General features: G+C 63.7%; 18 protein-coding genes and 1 pseudogene. 11 read left to right on the top strand and 8 right to left on the bottom strand.

Features of this window, described 5'->3' with window-relative positions; genetic code table 11:
* Positions 1–2: 2 nt before the first annotated feature.
* Positions 3–791, bottom strand: a complete 789-nt coding sequence (locus NLM32_RS03500; protein ID WP_254127890.1) for an enoyl-CoA hydratase — start codon at positions 789–791, stop codon at positions 3–5.
* 134 nt (positions 792–925) lie between these two features.
* Positions 926–2,131: an ABC transporter substrate-binding protein gene (locus tag NLM32_RS03495; RefSeq protein WP_254127889.1), complete on the bottom strand. Its 1,206-nt coding sequence runs from the start codon at positions 2,129–2,131 to the stop codon at positions 926–928.
* 254 nt (positions 2,132–2,385) lie between these two features.
* On the opposite strand from NLM32_RS03495, the gene NLM32_RS03490 reads away from it, so the two are divergent.
* On the top strand, positions 2,386–3,237 hold the full coding sequence (locus tag NLM32_RS03490) for a thermonuclease family protein (protein WP_254127888.1): 852 nt from the start codon (positions 2,386–2,388) through the stop codon (positions 3,235–3,237).
* Between the two features lie 132 nt (positions 3,238–3,369).
* Positions 3,370–4,761, top strand: a complete 1,392-nt coding sequence (locus NLM32_RS03485) for a M48 family metalloprotease (protein ID WP_254127887.1) — start codon at positions 3,370–3,372, stop codon at positions 4,759–4,761.
* Positions 4,762–4,885: 124 nt separating this feature from the next.
* On the opposite strand, the gene NLM32_RS03480 is transcribed toward NLM32_RS03485, so the two are convergent.
* Both NLM32_RS03480 and NLM32_RS03475 read right to left on the bottom strand, forming a co-directional pair.
* Positions 4,886–5,287, bottom strand: a complete 402-nt coding sequence (locus tag NLM32_RS03480) for a cytochrome c family protein (protein ID WP_254127886.1) — start codon at positions 5,285–5,287, stop codon at positions 4,886–4,888.
* A 55-nt stretch (positions 5,288–5,342) separates the two neighbouring features.
* Entirely contained in the window at positions 5,343–6,680 is a 1,338-nt protein-coding gene (locus NLM32_RS03475; protein WP_254127885.1) for an MFS transporter, read from the bottom strand.
* A 181-nt stretch (positions 6,681–6,861) separates the two neighbouring features.
* On the opposite strand from NLM32_RS03475, the gene cyoA reads away from it, so the two are divergent.
* From cyoA to NLM32_RS03435, 8 genes are all read left to right on the top strand, one after another.
* The gene (gene cyoA, locus NLM32_RS03470) at positions 6,862–8,022 is read left to right on the top strand and encodes a ubiquinol oxidase subunit II (protein ID WP_254127884.1); all 1,161 of its coding nucleotides are present in this window, start codon (positions 6,862–6,864) and stop codon (positions 8,020–8,022) included.
* A gap of 11 nt (positions 8,023–8,033) precedes the next feature.
* The gene (gene cyoB, locus NLM32_RS03465) at positions 8,034–10,031 is read left to right on the top strand and encodes a cytochrome o ubiquinol oxidase subunit I (RefSeq protein WP_254127883.1); all 1,998 of its coding nucleotides are present in this window, start codon (positions 8,034–8,036) and stop codon (positions 10,029–10,031) included.
* Complete coding sequence (gene cyoC, locus NLM32_RS03460; RefSeq protein WP_254127882.1) at positions 10,032–10,661, top strand: cytochrome o ubiquinol oxidase subunit III; 630 nt, start codon at positions 10,032–10,034, stop codon at positions 10,659–10,661. It abuts the gene before it with no gap.
* Complete coding sequence (cyoD, locus tag NLM32_RS03455; RefSeq protein ID WP_254127881.1) at positions 10,658–11,038, top strand: cytochrome o ubiquinol oxidase subunit IV; 381 nt, start codon at positions 10,658–10,660, stop codon at positions 11,036–11,038. Before cyoC ends, cyoD begins: the two co-directional genes overlap by 4 nt.
* Positions 11,035–11,883 carry an SURF1 family protein gene (locus NLM32_RS03450; RefSeq protein WP_254127880.1) on the top strand — a complete coding sequence of 283 codons (849 nt, stop codon included), beginning with the start codon at positions 11,035–11,037 and terminating at the stop codon, positions 11,881–11,883. The genes cyoD and NLM32_RS03450 overlap by 4 nt, the downstream gene beginning before the upstream one ends.
* Positions 11,855–13,240 carry an ATP-binding protein gene (locus NLM32_RS03445; protein ID WP_254127879.1) on the top strand — a complete coding sequence of 462 codons (1,386 nt, stop codon included), beginning with the start codon at positions 11,855–11,857 and terminating at the stop codon, positions 13,238–13,240. The genes NLM32_RS03450 and NLM32_RS03445 overlap by 29 nt, the downstream gene beginning before the upstream one ends.
* Positions 13,230–13,763, top strand: coding sequence for a response regulator transcription factor (locus NLM32_RS03440; RefSeq protein ID WP_254127878.1), 534 nt, complete (start codon positions 13,230–13,232; stop codon positions 13,761–13,763). Before NLM32_RS03445 ends, NLM32_RS03440 begins: the two co-directional genes overlap by 11 nt.
* A 138-nt stretch (positions 13,764–13,901) precedes the next feature.
* Positions 13,902–15,293: an adenylate/guanylate cyclase domain-containing protein gene (locus NLM32_RS03435; protein ID WP_254135197.1), complete on the top strand. Its 1,392-nt coding sequence runs from the start codon at positions 13,902–13,904 to the stop codon at positions 15,291–15,293.
* A 528-nt stretch (positions 15,294–15,821) separates the two neighbouring features.
* Here NLM32_RS03435 and NLM32_RS03430 read toward each other — a convergent pair.
* On the bottom strand, positions 15,822–16,709 hold the full coding sequence (locus NLM32_RS03430; protein ID WP_254127877.1) for a LysR substrate-binding domain-containing protein: 888 nt from the start codon (positions 16,707–16,709) through the stop codon (positions 15,822–15,824).
* Positions 16,710–16,837: 128 nt separating this feature from the next.
* On the opposite strand from NLM32_RS03430, the gene NLM32_RS03425 reads away from it, so the two are divergent.
* On the top strand, positions 16,838–17,509 hold the full coding sequence (locus NLM32_RS03425) for a hypothetical protein (protein WP_254127876.1): 672 nt from the start codon (positions 16,838–16,840) through the stop codon (positions 17,507–17,509).
* Positions 17,510–17,681: 172 nt separating this feature from the next.
* On the opposite strand, the gene NLM32_RS03420 is transcribed toward NLM32_RS03425, so the two are convergent.
* From NLM32_RS03420 to NLM32_RS03410, 3 genes and pseudogenes are all read right to left on the bottom strand, one after another.
* On the bottom strand, positions 17,682–18,485 hold the full coding sequence (locus NLM32_RS03420) for a CarD family transcriptional regulator (protein WP_375143518.1): 804 nt from the start codon (positions 18,483–18,485) through the stop codon (positions 17,682–17,684).
* A gap of 349 nt (positions 18,486–18,834) precedes the next feature.
* Positions 18,835–19,173 (bottom strand): ferredoxin FdxA, encoded by a 339-nt coding sequence (fdxA, locus tag NLM32_RS03415; RefSeq protein WP_254127874.1) that lies wholly within the window; start codon positions 19,171–19,173, stop codon positions 18,835–18,837.
* A gap of 143 nt (positions 19,174–19,316) precedes the next feature.
* Positions 19,317–19,589, bottom strand: a pseudogene (locus NLM32_RS03410) (RNA-binding S4 domain-containing protein); the annotation flags it as partial.
* Positions 19,590–19,595 lie beyond the last annotated feature (6 nt).

Below are 19,595 nucleotides of genomic sequence, written 5' to 3'. Positions count from 1 at the left end.
CGTCATGCGCCCCTGAAGGCCGGCTTGCGCTTCTCGACGAAAGCCTTCGCGGCCTCCTTGTGATCCTCGGTATCGCTGCAGCGGGTGTGATGGATGGCTTCGCCGTCGAAGCAATCTTCCAGCGGCAGGTGTTCGGCATTGTTGATGTTGCGCTTGATGTAGCCGAGTGCAATCGACGGCCCCTGCGCCAGCGACAACGCGAGTTCATGCGCGGCCGCATCGATCTCGGCGTCGGGCACAACCCTGGTCACCATGCCGATCGCATGCGCCTCCTTCGCGGTCAGCACCGGCGAGGTCAGATAAAGCTCGCGCGCCCGCGCGCTACCGAGCAGCTGGGTGAGAAAATAGGTGCCGCCATAATCGCCGGAGAAGCCGACCTTGGCGAACGCCGTCGTGATCTTGCAGGACTCGCTGGCAACGCGCAGGTCGCACGACAGCGCCATCGAAAGGCCGGCACCGGCCGCCGCACCATCGAGCTGCGCCACCACGGGTTTTGGCATCTGATGCAGGATGCGCGAGACCTCCATGCCGCGGCGGAGGTTCGCCATCTTCACTTCGAACGGCAGCGGCGCGCGGCCCGCCGCCATCGACTTGACGTCGCCGCCAACACAGAACGAGCCGCCTGCCCCCTTGAACAGCACCGCGCGCACCTCCGGATCGTCAGCCGCGCGCCGCGCCGCCTCGACCAGTCCTGCGACCATCTCGGGGTTGAGCGCGTTCTTTCGCTCGGGACGGTTCATGGTGATGGTGAGCAGTCCGCTTTCGAGCTTCTGCAGGACCATGTCGTTCATGGGACGTCTCCCTTGTTGTTGTTTTGCTTGTCTATAGCCACGCCGTCATTGCGAGGAGCGAAGCGACGAAGCAATCCAGACTATCTCTGCGGAAACATTCCTGGATTGCTTCGCTTCGCTCGCAATGATGATCTCTATTTCTTCACCAGCGGACAGCGCGACTGCTCCAGCGACTGGAACGCCTCGCTGCCGGGGACGGTGGCGACGAGCTTGTAGTCGTCCCAGCGGCCCTTGGACTCCGACGGCTTCTTGACCTCGAACAGGTACATGTCGTGGATCATGCGACCATCCTCACGGATCTTGCCGTTCTTGGCGAAGAAGTCGTTGATCGGCGTGTCCTTCATCACCTTGATGACTGCGGCCGCATCGGTCGTGCCGGCCGCCTTCACTGCCTTCAGATAGTGCGTGACGGAGGAATAGACGCCGGCTTGCGCCGAGGTCGGCATCCGTTTGGTCCGCTCCATGAAGCGCTTCGACCACGCGCGGGTGTCGTCGTTGAGATCCCAGTAGAAGGCTTCAGCCAGCAGCAGGCCCTGCGCGGTCTCGAGACCGATCGAGTCGATATCGGAGACGAAAGCGAGCAGCGGCGAGACCTTCTGGCCGCCCTTGGTGATGCCGAACTCGGCCGCCTGCTTGATTGCGTTGACGGTATCACCGCCAGCATTGGCGAGCCCGATCACCTTGGCTTTCGAGGCCTGCGCCTGCAACAGGAACGACGAAAAGTCCGACGTGTTGAGCGGATGACGCACGCCGCCGAGCACCTTGCCACCGGTCTTCGTCACGACCGCGCTGGTGTCCTTCTCCAGGTCCTGGCCGAAGGCATAGTCGGCGGTGAGGAAGAACCAGGTGTCGAGGCCCGACTTCACGGCCGCAAGGCCGGTCACGTTGGCCTGGCCGTAGGTGTCGAACACGTAGTGGATGGTGTAGGGGCCGCAGGCTTCATTGGTGAGACGGATCGAGCCCGGGCCGTTGAACATGATGATCTTGTTGCGTGCCTTCGCGATCTCGCCGGCGGCAAGTGCGGTCGCGGACGCCGCGACGTCGTAGATCATTTCGACGCCCTGATTGTCGAGCATGTCGCGGGCGAGGTTGGCGGACAGGTCGGCCTTGTTGAGATGGTCGGCCGCGATCACCTGGATCTTGCGCCCCAGCACCTCGCCGCCGAAATCTTCCACCGCCATCTTGGCTGCGGTCTCGCTGCCGGGGCCGGTGATGTCGGCATAGAGGCTCGACATGTCGAGGATGCCGCCGATCTTCAGGGGTGGCTTGTCCTGGGCCTGCGCAGCATTCGCGCTGAGAGCCAACGCGGCAGCAAAAATGCCCGACAAAACATGCTTCATCGAAAAACCTCCCTTGATCGCCTGGCTCTGAATGGCGGCTTGATTATTGCTCTTGGCAAACGCTGTTGCCGCAATCATGCCGCATGCGCAAGAGCGCAGCAAGCGCAGGTGCGGAGAGGCCGCATGTTCTGTCCGCGATTTCCGCAAAGCGGAATGGTGTGTTGCGGACAAATATATCTACGTCATTGCGAGCGCAGCGAAGCAATCCAGACTGCTTCCGCGAAAAGATTCACGATTGCTTCGCTGCGCTCGCAATGACGGAGTGTGAGGAAGCCCTTTCGCGCCACACCGCGCTTGAGTTAAAATCGGTTCGTAACGCAACCTCTCCGGGTCTCGTGGCGCAACGGCTTCACCTCATCGTCGTATTTGTTCTCGCCGCGGGTCGCACCGCGGTCGCCGCGCCGTGCCAATTCGAGGCACAAGGCGAAGGTCGCGTTGCCGCCGTCGTCGACGCGCGCAGCATCCGCCTCGACGATGGTCGCGAAGTTCGCCTCGCCGGAATCGAACCCACCGCATCGACCAGGCAAGCGCTGACCTCGTTGCTCGTCGGCCGCGACGTGGCACTGCGCAGCGCGGACGACACACCCGACCGCTATGGCCGCCAGGGCGCGCTGGTGTTCGTCGCCGAAAGCGACACCTCGGTGCAGGCCATGCTGCTCGCCCAGGGCGACGCCCTCGTTTCGGCGGAGATCGCGGACAAAGCGTGCGCCGCCGCCCTGATGTCGTCAGAGGCCGAGGCGAGGCGCCAAAAAAAGGGCAACTGGGCTGACCCGTCGGCCATAAAAAACGCGGAAAGTCCGGACGATATTTTGGCCGGGATCGGGCGCTTTATGGTGGTCGAGGGCAAAGTCCTGTCAGTCCGGCAAGCTGGGGCAACGACCTACCTCAACTTCGGACGGAACTGGACACACGGCTTTGCTGTGACTATTTCAAAGCGCGCGCTGCCGGCGTTTGAGGGCGCCGGAATGCCCCTTAAGTCTCTGGAAAATCGACGTGTTCGTGTCCGGGGCTGGGTTGAGGGGACTGCGGGGCCGCGTATCGACGTGCGTCTCTTGGGACAGGTTGAATTGCTGGGCGCAAGCGAGCCTATTGGGGTAAGGCCTTAAAGGGCCGGGCACGGGTTAAGCGACGTGAATGGGGTGCTAGAACGGCACGGACGAGGTGATGGCCGCCGCCTGCGGGCTGCGCCGGCCGCGCTTTGCCTTGTGCTCGGCACCGCGCTTGCCGGTTGCGGGGACATGAACCGGTTCCAGACCGCGGCGGCGCCGCCGACGGTGGCGATGCCGAAGCCCAAGCCGGCCGTCGCGCAGACCCCCGCCACCGAAAAGGAGCACGAGCGCATCCTGGCGAGCTACGGCGGCACCTATGACGACCCCAGGCTGGAATCACTGGTCAGCAAGACCGTCGACCGGCTGGTCGCGGCGTCCGACCGCCCCGATCAGGGCTACAAGGTCACCATTCTCAATTCCGGCGCTGTGAACGCCTTCGCGCTGCCGAACGGCCAACTCTATGTCACCCGCGGGTTGCTCGCGCTGGCCAGTGACACCTCCGAATTGTCCTCCGTGCTCAGCCACGAGATGGCGCATGTGCTGTCGAAGCACGCCGCGATGCGCGAGGACCAGGCCCGCCAGGCCGCGATCGTCACCCGTGTCGTCACCGACATGAGCAACGATCCCGATCTCACCGCGCTCGCCCTCGCCAAGACCAAGCTCACCATGGCGAGCTTCTCGCGTAATCAGGAATTCGAGGCCGACGGCATCGGCGTCGGCATCTCCGCCAAGGCGCATTTCGACCCGTATGGTGCCGCACGCTTTCTCTCCGCGATGGAGCGCAATGCCGAGCTGAAGGCCGGCAAAAGCTCGCTCGATCCACGCGCGCAGGATTTCACCTCGTCGCACCCGGCCACGCCCGAACGCGTGCAGAATGCGCAGACCATTGCGCGGCAATACGTTGCCCCGGAAGGCGGCGAGCGCGACCGCGAGAGCTATCTCGCCGCGATCGATAACCTCGTCTTTGGCGAGGACCCGAGCGAAGGCTTTGTCCGCGGCCGCCGCTTCCTGCATCCCAAACTCGGCTTCACCTTCCAGGCGCCGGACAATTTCACGCTCGACAACACCGCGCAGGCCGTGATCGGCGTGCGCGAGGGCGGCTCGCAGGCGATGCGCTTCGACGTCGTGCGCGTGCCCGCCGAGCAGTCGCTCGGCGACTACCTCAATTCCGGCTGGATGGAAGGCGTCGAGAAGGCCTCCACCGAGGACATCACGATCAACGGTTTTCCGGCCGCGTCCGCCGCCGCCAAGGGCGACCAGTGGTCGTTCAAGGTCTATGCGCTACGCTTCGGCAGCGACGTCTATCGCTTCATCTTCGCCACGCGGCAGAAGTCGACCGAGAGCGAGCGCAATGCGCGCGAGACCGTCAATTCGTTCCGCCGCCTGACCCTCGAGGAGATCCAGGCTGCGCGTCCGCTGCGCATCAAGGTCATCACCGTGCAGCCCGGCGACACCGTGGAATCGCTGTCGCACCGCATGGCCGGCGTCGATCATCCAGCCGAACGATTTCGTGTGCTGAACGGCCTCGATCGCACCGCGCAGGTGAAGGTGCGTGACCGCGTGAAGATCGTGACGGACTGACGAAACGACTGGTGCCGCAGGGTGGGCAAAGCGGAGCGTGCCCACCATCCATGAATAATGGAAACGGGTCGTGGGCACGGCGCTTAAGCGCCTCTGCCCACCCTACGAGACCTGCTCTTCCGCCCTATCGCGCCTTTTCCTTCAAATACGCGATGATGTCGGCACGATCCTGCGCGTCCGGGACATCGAAAAACATCTTGGTCTCCGGCACCATGGCCTGTGGTCCGGTCAGCCATTTGTCGAGATTTTCCTCGGTCCAGACGATCCCCGAGTTCTTCAGATCGGGCGAGTAATCGTAGCCGGGCACGCTGCCCGCCTTGCGCCCGACCACGCCCTTGTGCATCGGCCCGACGCCGTTCTCGGCGATCGAGTGGCAGTCGGCGCAGCCCTTGTAGAGCGTCTGGCCGCGCGCGACGTTGCCGGTCGCGCCGGCGGGGCCGGCTGCGCATAGCAGCGCGATCGCGATCGCAGCGAGAGCCGGGCTTGTCGTGCTTCGCGGGAGGACGGAATTCGACCGGACGTTCATGTGATCTCCTGTTTGCGGCAGCAAACAGGATCGTCCGGCCCGAGTTTTATTCCCGTCAGTTCGAGGTTTCGCCCGCGTCCATGTCACCGACCTCGCGCTGGCCGCTGAGCCAGAGCGCGAGCAGGGTCCAGAATGCGCCGGAGAGCAGATAGGCCCCCGAGGCGATGACGCCGAGATTGGTCGCGAGCAGCAGCGCAACCAGCGGCGCGAAGCCGGCGCCGAACAGCCAGGCCATGTCCGATGTCAGCGCGGACGCCGTGTAGCGATACATCTGCTTGAAGTTCGAGGCGATCGCGCCCGAGGACTGGCCGAAGGAGAGGCCGAGCAGGATGAAGCCGATCACCATGTAGATGGTCTCACCGAACGCGCCGGCATCGAGCAGCTGCGGGGCGAAGCCGCTGTAGATTGCGATCGCGATCGCCGATCCCATCAGCAGCGATTTGCGGCCGACGCGGTCGGCGATGACGCCGGAGGCCACGATCGCGGCGACGCCGAACACGGCGGCGACGATCTCGATGATCAGGAAGCGCACCGGGCTTTCGCGGGTGAACAGGAACACCCAGGACAGTGGAAACACCGTGACCATGTGGAACAACGCGAAGCTTGCCAGCGGCGCGAACGCACCGAGCATGATGTTGTGGCCTTCGCGCGCAACCGTGTCGGAGATGCGCGAGGGCTGCAGTTCGCGGGTCTCGAATAGCGATGCATATTCCTCGGTCGTCACCATGCGCAGGCGCGCGAACAGCGCCACGACGTTGATGGCGAAGGCCACGAAGAACGGATAGCGCCAGCCCCAGTCGAAGAAATCGTCAGCCGAGAGGTTGCCGGCGAAATAGGCGAACAGCGCACTCGCCACGATCAGCCCGAGCGGCGCGCCGAGTTGCGGCACCATCGCGTACCAGCCGCGCTTGGAGGCCGGTGCGTTCAGCGCCAGCAGCGAGGCCATGCCGTCCCAGGCACCACCCCACGCCAGACCCTGCGCGATACGGGCCAGCGCCAGCAGCCAGATCGCGGCAACGCCGATGTCGTGATAGCCGGGCAGGAACGCGAGCGCCACGGTGGCGGTGCCGAGCAGGAACAGCGCCGAGACCAGCTTGGCCGTCTTGCCGTACTCCCGGTCGACCGTCATGAAAATGACGGTTCCGATCGGCCGGGCGATGAAGGCCAGCGCGAAAATCATGAAGGAATAGAGGGTGCCGGTCAGTTCGCTCGTGAACGGGAACACCAGGCGCGGAAACACGATCACCGAGGCGATCGCGTAGACGAAAAAGTCGAAGAATTCCGAGGTGCGGCCGATGATGACGCCGATGGCGATCTCGCCGGGACTGGCCAGGTCGTGGCCGTGCTCGCCCGAGTGGAGGTCTGCCATTGCGGGGGTCTGTGCCGTCGCCATGCGTGCGCCCTTAACGTCCTGAAAACCAAAGCCGACCGCCCGGCGGGGCGCCGGACAATCCGGCCCTGTTTGGCGCAACATTCCGCACTGCAACATTGGACAAATTGTCCAATGTCCGGATTGTTGCGCCGCAGCTACCCATTGGCCCCGCAAAGGAAACTCATTCTCAAAGGCTCGGCCCGTGTCCCGTCTCAAGATCCTGGGGCTGCTACCCCTGGCAGTCGCGCTCAGCGGCTGCAACTACGTCGTGCTGGCGCCAGCCGGCGATATCGCGGCGCAACAGCGCGACCTCGTCATCATCTCCACCGTCCTGATGCTCCTGATCGTCGTCCCCGTGATGGCGCTGACGGTGCTGTTCGCTTGGCGCTACCGCCAGTCCAACACCTCGGCCCGCTACGAGCCGGATTGGGACCACTCGACCAAGCTCGAGCTGGTGATCTGGTCGGCACCGCTTCTGATCATCGTCTGCCTCGGCGCGCTGACCTGGATGGGGACGCATCTGCTCGACCCCTATCGCAACATCGGCCGCATCCATGCGGAGCGTGCCGTGGACCAGTCCAGGGCCCCGCTCGACGTCGATGTCGTCGCGCTCGATTGGAAGTGGCTCTTCATCTACCCCGACTACGGCATTGCCACCGTCAACGAGCTCGCCGCGCCGGTTGACCGCCCGATCAACTTCCACATCACCGCCTCTTCGGTGATGAACTCGTTCTACATCCCCGCGCTCGCCGGACAGATCTACGCGATGCCGGGCATGGAGACGTCGCTCCACGCCGTGATCAACCACGCCGGTGCTTACAAGGGCTTTTCGGCGAATTACAGCGGCGCCGGTTTCTCCGGCATGCACTTCACCTTCCACGGCCTCGACGACAAGGGTTTTGACGCCTGGGTCGCACAGGCCAAGTCCGCCGGCGGCTCGCTCGGCCGCGCCGAATATCTCCAGCTCGAGAAGCCGAGCGAGAACGAGCCGGTGCGCCGTTGGGGCACGGTCGATGCCGACCTCTATCGCCTGATCCTCAACATGTGCGTCGAGGCCGGCAAGATGTGTCAGAGCGAGATGATGGCGATCGACGCCAAGGGCGGCAACGGCCATGAGGGCCTGAACAACACCCTGCCGCTGGCCTACGACAAATATGCCCGCCGCGGCACCGTGTTCGGTCCCGAGCCGACCTTCGTCGCCGGCACCTGCACGCCGGAGGCGCCGCAAGGCGTCATCACCGCCGCGATCAAGGCGCCGCTCGACACCGCGCCACTGACCGGCGCCGGCCTGAAGCGGCCGACCTTCGCGCCGCTGAAGTCCTCGTCGTTCTTCCTCGGACAACGTCCGAAGTCAGATTCCTAAAGAGATCCAGCATGTCTCCTGATCTTCTCAAGCTCATCTTCGGCCGTCTCGGCCTCGATTCACTGCCGCTGCACGAGCCGATCCTGGTCGGCACCTTCGTGATGGTCGCGCTCGGCGGCGGCGCGCTGTTCGCCGGCGTCACCTATTTCCGCCTCTGGGGCTATTTGTGGCGCGAGTGGTTCACCACCGTCGACCACAAGCGCATCGGCATCATGTACATGATCCTCGGCATCGTGATGCTGCTGCGCGGCTTCGCCGACGCGCTGATGATGCGCGCGCAACAGGCGCTCGCGTTCAACGGTTCCGAAGGCTTCCTTCCGGCCCATCACTACGACCAGGTCTTCACCGCCCACGGCGTGATCATGATCTTCTTCGTGGCGATGCCGCTGGTCACCGGCCTGATGAACTACGTGGTGCCGCTGCAGATCGGCGCGCGCGACGTGTCGTTCCCGTTCCTGAACAATTTCAGCTTCTGGATGACGGTCGGCGGCGCGGTGCTGGTGATGGCCTCGCTGTTCATCGGCGAATTCGCCCGCACCGGCTGGCTGGCTTATCCGCCGCTGTCGAACATCGGCTACAGTCCTGATGTCGGCGTCGACTATTACATCTGGGCGCTGCAGGTCGCCGGCGTTGGAACGACCTTGTCCGGCATCAACCTGATCTGCACCATCGTCAAGCTGCGCTGCCCCGGCATGACCATGATGAAGATGCCGGTTTTCACCTGGACCGCGCTCTGCACCAACATCCTGATCGTCGCCTCCTTCCCCGTCCTGACCGTCGTGCTCGCGCTGCTCTCGCTCGATCGCTACGTCGGCACCAACTTCTTCACGAACGATTTCGGCGGCAGCCCGATGATGTACGTGAACCTGATCTGGATCTGGGGCCATCCCGAGGTCTACATCCTGGTTCTCCCCGCCTTCGGTATCTTTTCGGAAGTGACCTCGACCTTCTCCGGCAAGCGGCTGTTCGGCTACACCTCGATGGTCTACGCCACGGTGGTCATCACCATCCTGTCGTACCTGGTCTGGCTGCACCACTTCTTCACGATGGGCTCGGGCGCCAGCGTCAACTCGTTCTTCGGCATCACCACGATGATCATCTCGATCCCGACGGGCGCGAAGATGTTCAACTGGCTGTTCACGATGTATCGCGGCCGCATCCGCTTCGAGCTGCCGATGCTGTGGACGATCGCCTTTATGCTCACCTTCGTGCTCGGCGGCATGACCGGCGTGCTGCTCGCAGTGCCGCCGGCCGACTTCGTCCTGCACAACAGCCTGTTCCTGATCGCGCACTTCCACAACGTGATCATCGGCGGCGTGGTGTTCGGCGCGTTCGCCGGCATCAACTACTGGTTCCCGAAGGCGTTCGGCTTCAGGCTCGATCCGTTCTGGGGCAAGCTGTCGTTCTGGTTCTGGGTCACGGGCTTCTACATGGCCTTCATGCCGCTCTACGTGCTCGGCTTGATGGGCGTGACCCGCCGCCTCCGCGTGTTCGACGATCCCTCGCTCCAGATCTGGTTCGTCATCGCCGCGATCGGCGCCGGTCTCGTCGCGCTCGGCATCGGGTGCATGCTGATCCAGTTCGCGGTCTCCTTCCTCAAGCGCGAGCAGCTCAAGGACGTCACCGGCGATCCCTGGGACGCACGTACGCTGGAATGGGCGACCTCCTCGCCGCCGCCGGACTACAACTTCGCCTTCACCCCCGTTGTTCACGACAATGACGCGTGGTGGGACATGAAGAAGCGCGGCTATCAGCGCCCGCTCACCGGGTTCAAGCCGATCCATATGCCGAGCAGCACCGGCACAGGCGTCATCCTCGCCGGCTTTGCCACCGCGATGGGCTTCGGTCTGATCTGGTACATGTGGTGGCTGGCGGCTGCGAGCTTCATCGCGATGCTCGTCGTCGGGATCGGTCACACCTTCAACTATCACCGCGACTTCGACATTCCGGCTGACGACGTCATCCGGACCGAGGACGCGCGCACCAAGCTGCTCGCCGGAGTCAAGTAAATGACTGTCGCTATCAATCCGTCACAAACTGGCGAGCCGGTCTTCTATCTCGCTGACGAACACCCGCATCCGGAAGGCTACAGCACCTCGCTCGGCTTCTGGATCTACCTGATGAGCGACTGCCTCATCTTCGCGATGCTGTTCGCCGCCTTCGGCGTGCTCGGCGCCAACTACGCCGCCGGGCCCGCGCCAAAGGACCTGTTCGACCTCAACCTGGTTGCGGTGAACACCTCGATGCTGCTGCTGTCGTCGATCACCTATGGTTTTGCGATGCTGACGATGCAGCAGAACAAGGTCGGCCAGACCCAGATGTGGCTGGCGATCACCGGCCTGTTCGGTGTCGCCTTCATCAGCATCGAGCTCACCGAGTTCGCCCACATGATCCACGAGGGCGCGACGCCTCAGCGCAGCGCCTTCCTGTCCTCGTTCTTCACCCTGGTCGGCACCCACGGCCTGCACGTCTCCTGCGGCCTGATCTGGCTGGTGACCCTGATGGTGCAGGTCTGGCGCTTCGGCCTGATCGAGGCCAACCGCCGTCGCCTGATGTGCCTGTCGATGTTCTGGCACTTCCTCGACGTGGTCTGGATCGGCGTCTTCACCTTCGTCTATCTCCTGGGAGTTCTGCGATGAACACCGACACCCACGCCGCCCACGCGGGCGACCATCACGACGATACCGGCCACGCCCACAGCACGTTCTCGGGCTACATGCTCGGCTTCGTGCTCTCGGTGGTGCTCACCGCGATCCCGTTCTGGCTGGTGATGAGCGGCACGCTGCCGAGCAAGCAGATCACCGCGCTGGTCATCATGGCGTTCGCGGTCGTCCAGATCGTCGTGCACATGATCTACTTCCTGCACATGAGCCCGAAGTCCGAGAACGGCTGGAGCATGATGGCGCTGATCTTCACCATCGTGATGGTGGTGATCGCGCTGTCCGGTTCGCTGTGGGTGATGAACCACCTCAACAGCAACATGATGCCGATCCACGAGATGACGGGAATGAAGTGAGCGATCTCGTGAGCCCCGTGGACAACGACGTGCGCGGCCCCGCAAAGGCTGCGCGCCCGTCCCTGTGGCTCACGGCTCTCTCGCTCACGGCTTTCGTCGTTCTGATTGCCCTCGGCGTCTGGCAGGTCGAGCGCCGCGCCTGGAAGCTCGCACTGATCGACCGCGTCGAGCAGCGCGTTCATGCCGCGGCCCAGCCGATCCCCGCGCGCGCGGCTTGGCTGGCGATCACCACCGCAGGCGACGAATACCGGCATGTCAGCGTGTCCGGCCGCTTCCTGCACGACCGCGAGACCCTGGTTCAGGCCGTCACCGAGGAAGGCCCCGGCTATTGGGTGCTGACGCCGCTCCAGCGCAGCGACGGCACGCTTGTCCTGATCAATCGCGGCTTCGTGCCGTCCGAGCGGCGCGACCCATCGACGCGCCAGGCCGGCAATCCTGACGGCCAGATCGAGGTCACAGGGCTGCTGCGCATCACCGAGCCGAAAGGCGGCTTCCTCCGGGACAACGTGCCCCAGCACAACCGCTGGTATTCGCGCGATGTCGCCGCGATTGCGGCCGCGCGCGACCTGAAGAACGTCGCCCCGTTCTTCGTCGATGCTGACGCCGGATCACGATCCGGCAGCGGTCCAATCGGCGGATTGACCGTGGTCCGCTTTCCCAATAACCACCTGATCTACGCGCTGACGTGGTTTGCCCTGGCTTTCATGCTGGCCGGCCGGCTTTTCGTCACATTCCGCGGCGGGCTGTTCCGCCGCACACGCTTCGTCCACGAAACGGCCGGCGGCTCGGATGCCTCCGCTCGCAGGACGGGATCAGATGCTGGAACGATCGTCGAACCGACCTGACGACGGGAACACTTACGGCGAGCTCGCCGTCACGCTGCAATCGCAAGCGGATGCGCGCAGCGAGCTGATCGGCGCTGCCCCCACCGACGACGAGACCAACCGCAAGAACATGGCGCTGCTGATCCAGCTGCGCTGGACCGCGGTGGTCGGCCAGATCGTGACGATCGGCGGCGTGCATTTCTGGCTCGGCATTCCCCTGCCCCTCACCCGCATGGGCGCGGTGATCGGCGCGCTGGTGCTGCTCAACGTCTCGAGCCTGGTCTGGGTGCGCCATCGCGCCGCGATCACCAACAACGAGCTCCTGGTCGCGCTGATGCTGGATGTCGCCGCGCTGACCGCGCAACTCTACCTCAGCGGCGGCGCCACCAATCCCTTCACCTCGCTCTTCCTGCTCCAGGTCACGCTCGGCGCTGTGCTGCTCGATGCCCGCTCGACCTGGTCGCTGGTGGCGCTGAGCTGCGCGAGCTTCGTGTGGCTGACGATGGCGTACCGGCCGCTCGATCTGCCGCCGAATCCGCTGAGCGAGACCTATACGCTCACCGTCACCGGCATGCTGCTGGGCTTCATCCTCAATGCCGTGCTGCTGGTCGTGTTCGTCACCCGCATCAACAGGAATTTGCGCGAGCGCGATGCGCATCTGGCGGCGCTGCGCCAGCACGCCGCCGAGCAGGATCACATCGTCCGTATGGGCCTGCTCGCCTCCGGCGCGGCGCACGAGCTCGGTACGCCGCTCGCCTCGCTCTCGGTCATCCTCAGCGACTGGCGCCGCATGCCGGACCTCGCCGCCGATCAGGAGCTTGCCGAGGACCTCACCGAGATGGAAACCTCGCTGCAACGTTGCAAGACCATCGTGACGGGCATTCTGGTCTCGGCCGGCGAAGCGCGCGGCGAGGGATCCTCGCCGACGACGGTGACGGCCTTCGTCACTGCGCTGGTCGAAGAATGGCGCGACGCCCGCTCGGCGCGCACCCTGTATTTCGTCAACACCTTTGGCGAGGACGTCGCGATCGTCTCGGACATCGCGCTGAAGCAGGTGATCTTCAACGTGCTCGACAACGCCTATGAAGTCTCGCGCGAGTGGGTCGAGCTGGTCGCCGAACGCGAAGGCGACAATCTGGTGCTCTCGATCAGCGACCGCGGCCCCGGCTTCGCGCCGGAAATGCTGGCGCAGCTCGGAAAACCCTATCAGTCGAGCAAGGGCCGCGCCGGCGGTGGGCTCGGCCTGTTCCTGGTGGTCAACGTGGTGCGCAAGCTGGGTGGCGGCGTGACGGCCGAGAACCACAGGAAACGTGGCGCTACCGTCCGCCTGACGCTGCCGCTCGCTACACTCGCGATCGGAGGCAGCTTTGACGCCTGACCGCTCGCTCATCGTCGTCGAGGACGACGAAGGTTTTGCGCGCACCCTGAAACGCTCGTTCGAGCGCCGCGGCTATGAGGTCGTGCTCGCGGCTTCGATCGAAGACGTCAGGAAGGTTTTGGAGGAGCGATCCTTCGGCTATGCGGTGGTCGACCTCAAGCTCGGCGGCGCCTCCGGCCTTGCCTGTGTCGAGCTGCTGCACACCCATGACGAGGAGATGCTGATCGTGGTGCTGACGGGCTTTGCCAGCATCTCGACCGCCGTCGAGGCGATCAAGCTCGGCGCCTGTCACTACCTCGCCAAGCCTTCCAACACCGACGATATCGAAGCCGCCTTCACCAAGGCCGAAGGCAATGCCGAGGTTGCGCTCGACGTGCGGCCGACCTCGATCAAGACGCTCGAATGGGAGCGCATCCACCAGACGCTGATCGAGACGGATTTCAACATCTCGGAAGCGGCAAGGCGGCTGGGCATGCACCGGCGTACGCTGGCACGAAAGCTCGAGAAGCGGCCGGTGAAGTGAGCGATTCGCTAACGCGGATGGAAAACACTCATCCGGGCTGATGACCTCGTAGCCATGCATCACTAGACTGTCGAATGCGGCGGCTGACGGCCGCCGCCAGTGCTGCAACGGCCCAAGCGAGGAGACTGCCCCGTGACAATGCTCGTCGAGCGCCTCGACTCGTCCGCCTCGCCTTCACGCGCGCGCAGCCAGCGCGAGACCGAAACCGTCCAGTTCGCGCAGGCCGCACTCGCATCAGCCAAGCAGGAGGGCCTGCAACTGGCCGTGCGGGCGCGCTATGTCGCGCTGGCCGTCATCGCCTGCCTGCTGCCCGCCATCAACCCGGCCTGGGAGCAGCTCTACTACGTGGCGCTGCTCGGCCTGTTCGCACTGATCGGCTGGGCCCAGGTGAGGGTTGGGCGGGTCGGTGTGTCGCGGTCTGAACTAGCACTCATATTCTGCGACCTGGCGCTTCTCACATTCGTCATCATCGTCCCGAACCCCTTCGGCACGACGCACTGGCCGGTGGCGATGCAATACCATTTCGGCAACTTCATCTACTTCTTCGTACTGCTCTCGGGCGCCACGCTGGCCTATTCCTGGCGAACGGTGGTTGCGGTCGGAACATGGACCGCAGCGCTCTGGGCGATCGGCGTGGCCTGGGTGTGGTGGCAACCCGATCGAGATCCCGCACTGACCGCCCGCATTGCCGACGCGGTAGGCAGCGATCACAGGCTGTTCGCACTGATCTCGCCCGCCGCGATCGGATTCGGTTTGCGCATCCAGGAAATCGTCGTCTTCATGATCGTCGCCGTGACGCTGGCGCTCGCCGTCCGTCGTAGCAACGATCTGCTGATCCGGCATGCCGCCGTGGAACGGGAGCGCGGCAATCTTGCGCGCTACTTCTCGCCCAACGTCGTGACGGAATTGTCGAAGCACGACGAGCCACTGAAGCAGGTGCGCACACAGAACGTCGCGGTGCTGTTCGTGGATATCGTCGGCTTCACGGCCTTTGCCGATGTACGCCCCCCGGAGGAGGTGGTGCGGACGTTGCGCGAATTTCACGGATTGATGGAGCAGGAGGTTTTCCGTCACGACGGCACGTTGGACAAATATCTGGGCGACGGATTGATGGCGACATTCGGCACGCCCTTCGCCGGCACGCGCGATGCAAGCAACGCGTTGCGCTGCGCCCAGGCCATGATTGCGGCGGCGGACAGGTGGAGCGCGCAGCGAACAGCATCCGGTGAGCCGCCGATGCACGTCAGCTTTGGTCTGCATTACGGGCCGGTGGTGCTCGGCGACATCGGGCACACCTGCCTGGAATTTGCGGTGATCGGCGCGACCGTCAACGCCGCCAGCCGCCTCGAAGCGCTGACGCGCACGCTCGACTGCGCGCTGGTGGCGAGCCACGATCTCGTCAGCCGCGCCAAACTGGAGCTCGGCAACACAGCCGAGACATTTGCATCATTGATCGCCCTGGATCCCCAAGCGATCCGCGGGCTCGAGCGGCCGATCGCGATATGGACCCAGCCGCGCGCAGCGCCATAAGGCAAGTCTCGACCGCAGTTGCATCACAAACAAAAAGCCCGGCCGACCGGCGGCCGGGCTTTTGATTGCGTTGCGATCGAGGCGAGCGCCTACGCGGCCTCGTCGGCGACGTCCGCCTTCACAGTGCGAACAATATTATTGGCTCGCGATGTGTCCGCTGGAGTCGAAATCATTCTTCGGGTTGTAGCCGGAATCGTGCAGATTGCGGAGATAAGTGGCGTGATCGGTGCTGTTCGGCCCGCCCGTCCACCCCGTCGGAGGCTGAGAAGCAGGATCCGGAACGCCAGCCTGTGTGTTCAGCGCGTGGTGATGATGATGCGCTGCCGAGGCGGCAGAAGCCGAGAGAGAAAGGATTGCAAGAGCGACGAATAGTTTTCTTGTCATGGTTGGCTCCCTTGAGGTTTCTTGAGGTTCTCCCCTGTAGCGTTACAAGCGATAGCACAACCTTTGCGTCACACGTTCATTACAAACCGTCTCCGTTACTACAAAGTGAAATGCGCGCCTGCTCGTGACACGTCTCGCAAGAATTCAGGACGACGGTGCGAGCTTGCCCACTTCCGAGAGAAGCAGCTTCAGGATCGGCGACTTGTTCGCCTTGTGATAGGCGACGACGAGATCGAGCATCGGTGCCTCGCCCCGCACCGGCCGGGTGGTGATCGTCTCCGGCAGATATCGCTTCGTGTAGGCCGGCAGCATCATGACGCCGCGCGTGGACGCGATCATGGAGATCGCGTGGACGACATTGTGCACTTCTCTGTCGGGCTTGAGGTCGATTCCGGTCCGACTGAAATAATCAGAAACAATACGGCGAACCGCGGGAGCGGATTTGGACGGTAGGTAGAAAATTTCATCCCTAATCTCCTCGGGCGCCACCGTGGCTTGCGATGCGAGCCGATGGTCGCTCGGAAAGACGAAGACCAGCGGATCGGTGCGGACGCGTCGGCAGAGCAGATCGTCCATATGCTCTTCCGGCCGGATGAAGGCAGCATCGAGCTTTCGCCGCATCAGGGCCTTGGCAAGCGAGGGCGAGTAATCGCTCGACAGGCGAATGTCGATGCCGGGAAATGCGCCGCGCAGAACGCGGTCCACCTCGGGCAGCAGATCGATCTCGGCGCCCGACAGAAAGCCCAACGAGAAAGCGGGCTGCGGGGGCTGCGCGGCCCGAAGCGCCGCTTCCCTGGCAGCCTCCGCCTGAACCAGTGCCATTCGGGCGTGTTCGAGAAAGGCCTTGCCCGCCGCCGTCAGCGCGATGCCTTGGGCGCTGCGGTTCATCAAGGAAACGCCAACCTCCTGCTCGAGATCGCGGATCTGCCGGCTGAGCGACGGCTGCGACGTGTGCAGCTTCTTCTCGGCGGCAACTGTCAAACTGCCTGCATCGGCAACGGCGACGAAATAGCGGAGATGCCGAAGCTCCATCGCGATCTCCCATATCTCGTGGGCATGGGGCCAGCTTACAAAGTCTTTTTCCACGCGACCAGCTGCCGATATAGCCGGCGTGAACGAGATCTGCCTGGCAGGCAGAGGCGCACGGCAGCGAGCTTCACATGCTCAAGAGCATTCAATCGTCACTGCTGATCCTCGCGCTGGCGGGATCCGGCGAAGCGGCTGCGCAATCCTCCAACACGCAAGCGAAGGCTAACAGCATGGAACTGGATCTGACAGGATTGAAGCAGGCGCTGCTCGGCGACTGGGAAAGCATCGCGCCGGAGGTGCGCCCGAGCACGGCGAAGAACGCCGACGGCACGCTCAAGTCGTTCTATCTCAAGCGGGCCTTCAAATATCTTCCCTCCGACCGTTTCGAGCTCGAGATCGTCAACTCGGCCGATCCCTATGGCGCCGTGCCGCTCGCGCGGATCAGGATCGGCGGACATTTGCTGTGGAGGGGCGCGCATCCCGTCGCTCCAGGCGCGCAGAAAGTCGACTTCGTCGCCGATGAGACCTACGAGGTTACACCGCAGGCCCAGGGATTTGCCGATGTGCTCAACAAGGTCGCCGCGGTTGGATATGCACCATGGGCCGTAGGCGCGCCCCAGAGCATCTTCGGCAAGACCTTCGCTCCCTTTGGCCTCGCCGAGGCCACGAACTTCATGGAATATGATCTCGTCTATCTCAGGGGTGACCTTCTGTTCTGGGGCGCCCGCAATATCGATGGACGCGGCTTCGATACCGAGCAGAACCGGCCGACCAATTTGCAGATTCCGCTGATCAGGAAATGATCCGGGTCGCGTTCGTCACACTCTCCCTCGATGCGATGCTCTCTCCACGGGCCCGAGCACCCACGGCCGTGCGAACGCATGGGTCGCACCGTCGCAACGTTTGATCCGCCCAAAGCAAAAAAGCCCGGCCAACCGGCCGGGCTTTTGATGGCTTGCGATCGATGCGAGACGCTTACGCGGCCTCGTCGGCGACGGTGGTGTCGTCGCCATCGGTATCGTCGGTATCGCCCTCGGCATCCGTCTCGCCTTCGCCGTCGGCGGCTTCCGCCTTGGCGTTGGTACGGCGCGGGCTCTTGGCGAGCTGGGCCTCGATCTCCTTGACCGCTTCGGTCTCGGTCGAGTGCTGCACCACCGCGATCTCGCGGGAGAGACGGTCGAGCGCCGCTTCATAGAGCTGACGTTCGCTGTAGGACTGCTCCGGCTGCGACTCCGAGCGATAGAGGTCGCGCACGACTTCCGCGATCGCGACGATATCGCCCGAGTTGATCTTCGCTTCGTATTCCTGGGCGCGGCGCGACCACATGGTGCGCTTGACGCGGGCGCGGCCCTTGAGGGTCTCCAGCGCCTTCTTGACCAGCGCGGGCTCGGACAGCTTGCGCATGCCGACGTTGGCGACCTTGGCGGTCGGAACGCGCAGCGTCATCTTGTCCTTGATGAAGTTGATGACGAACAGCTCGAGCTTCGCGCCGGCAATCTCCTGCTCCTCGATGGCCAGGATCTGGCCGACGCCGTGAGCGGGATAGACCACGAATTCATTGGCCTTGAAGCCCTGACGCTGGGTCACGACCTTCTTTTCCTCGACCTTCGGCGCCGGTGCAGCGGCCTTCACGGCCGGCTTGGCAGCAGCAACGGGGGCCTTGGCAGGGGCGGCAGCAACAGGAGCCTTCGGAGCAACAGGCTTGGCAGCGGGAGCCTTGGCAGCAGCAGGCTTGGCAACGGTCGCTTTCGCGGCCGGTTTGGCAGTCTTGTTAGGCATTGCGCTTCTTTTGTTCTTCGAGGACTTTGCAGCCGGCGGCGCCTTGGCAGCGGCCCGACCCTTGGATGCGCTACGGCTGGCCGCGGCGACTTTTTTGGCCTCCTTATGGGAAGCCCTCGCTGAAGTACTCTTTTTACGCGTTTTCTGTGACACAGCCTGCGCGCGGAAACTGCCACGCCCCTGTTCGACATTTGGTTTCACGGGAACCCGGCGGGGCCAACTGGGCTGACGGGGGTTCAGCTTAATGTGCCCAATATAGCACATTTCCCGCAAAAATCAATGATTTAGGGGTCTTCAGGGCTCGTTTTCGACGCTGACGAAGGTATTAGGGTTAAGTTTGCGCCGGAATTTAGTCCCCGGAGCCGGGGTTCGGAGAAAAATATTTCTCGAACTTTCCTTCCATCCCGTCGAATTCCTTCGCGTCTTCGGGTGATTCTTTCTTCTGGGTGATATTCGGCCAGCTCTTGGCATAGTCGGCGTTGACCTGGAGCCACTTTTCCAGGCCCGGTTCCGTGTCCGGCTTGATGGCGTCGGCGGGGCATTCCGGCTCGCACACGCCGCAATCGATGCACTCGTCCGGATGGATGACGAGCATGTTGTCACCCTCGTAGAAACAGTCGACCGGGCAGACCTCGACGCAGTCGGTGTACTTGCACTTGATGCAGTTTTCAGTGACGACGTAAGTCATCCAACGCTCCGAAAAGCTCTTTTAAAAGTCGCGGCTTGCGTAGCGCGGATGGCCCGGCGCCGCAAGGTCGGGAACGCCCGATCATGACGGCTTTATGTGGTTGATCGACCAAGAAATGAATACGAAGCGCAATTAATTGCGCTTTACGTCGCCGAGTTCTTCGTACCGAGCTCTTCGTAGAGCAAGCGCGCAGAGGCCGCATCGCCGCGGCGCTCGTTGAAGCCGGTCACCTTCAACACGCGCACGGTGCGATCGAGCGCGACGGTGACGACGTCGCCGATCTTGATGGCGTGGCCCGGCGATTTCTCGCGCGTGCCGTTGATGCGGACGTGGCCGGACTCGACCAGCTCAGCAGCCGAGGTGCGCGCCTTCACCACCCGCGCGTGCCACAGCCATTTGTCGAGGCGCTGCCGCTCGGTCGT

It is taken from the genome of Bradyrhizobium sp. CCGUVB14 (genome assembly GCF_024199935.1).
Classification (GTDB): domain Bacteria; phylum Pseudomonadota; class Alphaproteobacteria; order Rhizobiales; family Xanthobacteraceae; genus Bradyrhizobium.
The sequence above is the reverse complement of the archived record's forward strand: the minus strand, read 5'-3'. Positions and strand labels throughout refer to the sequence as shown.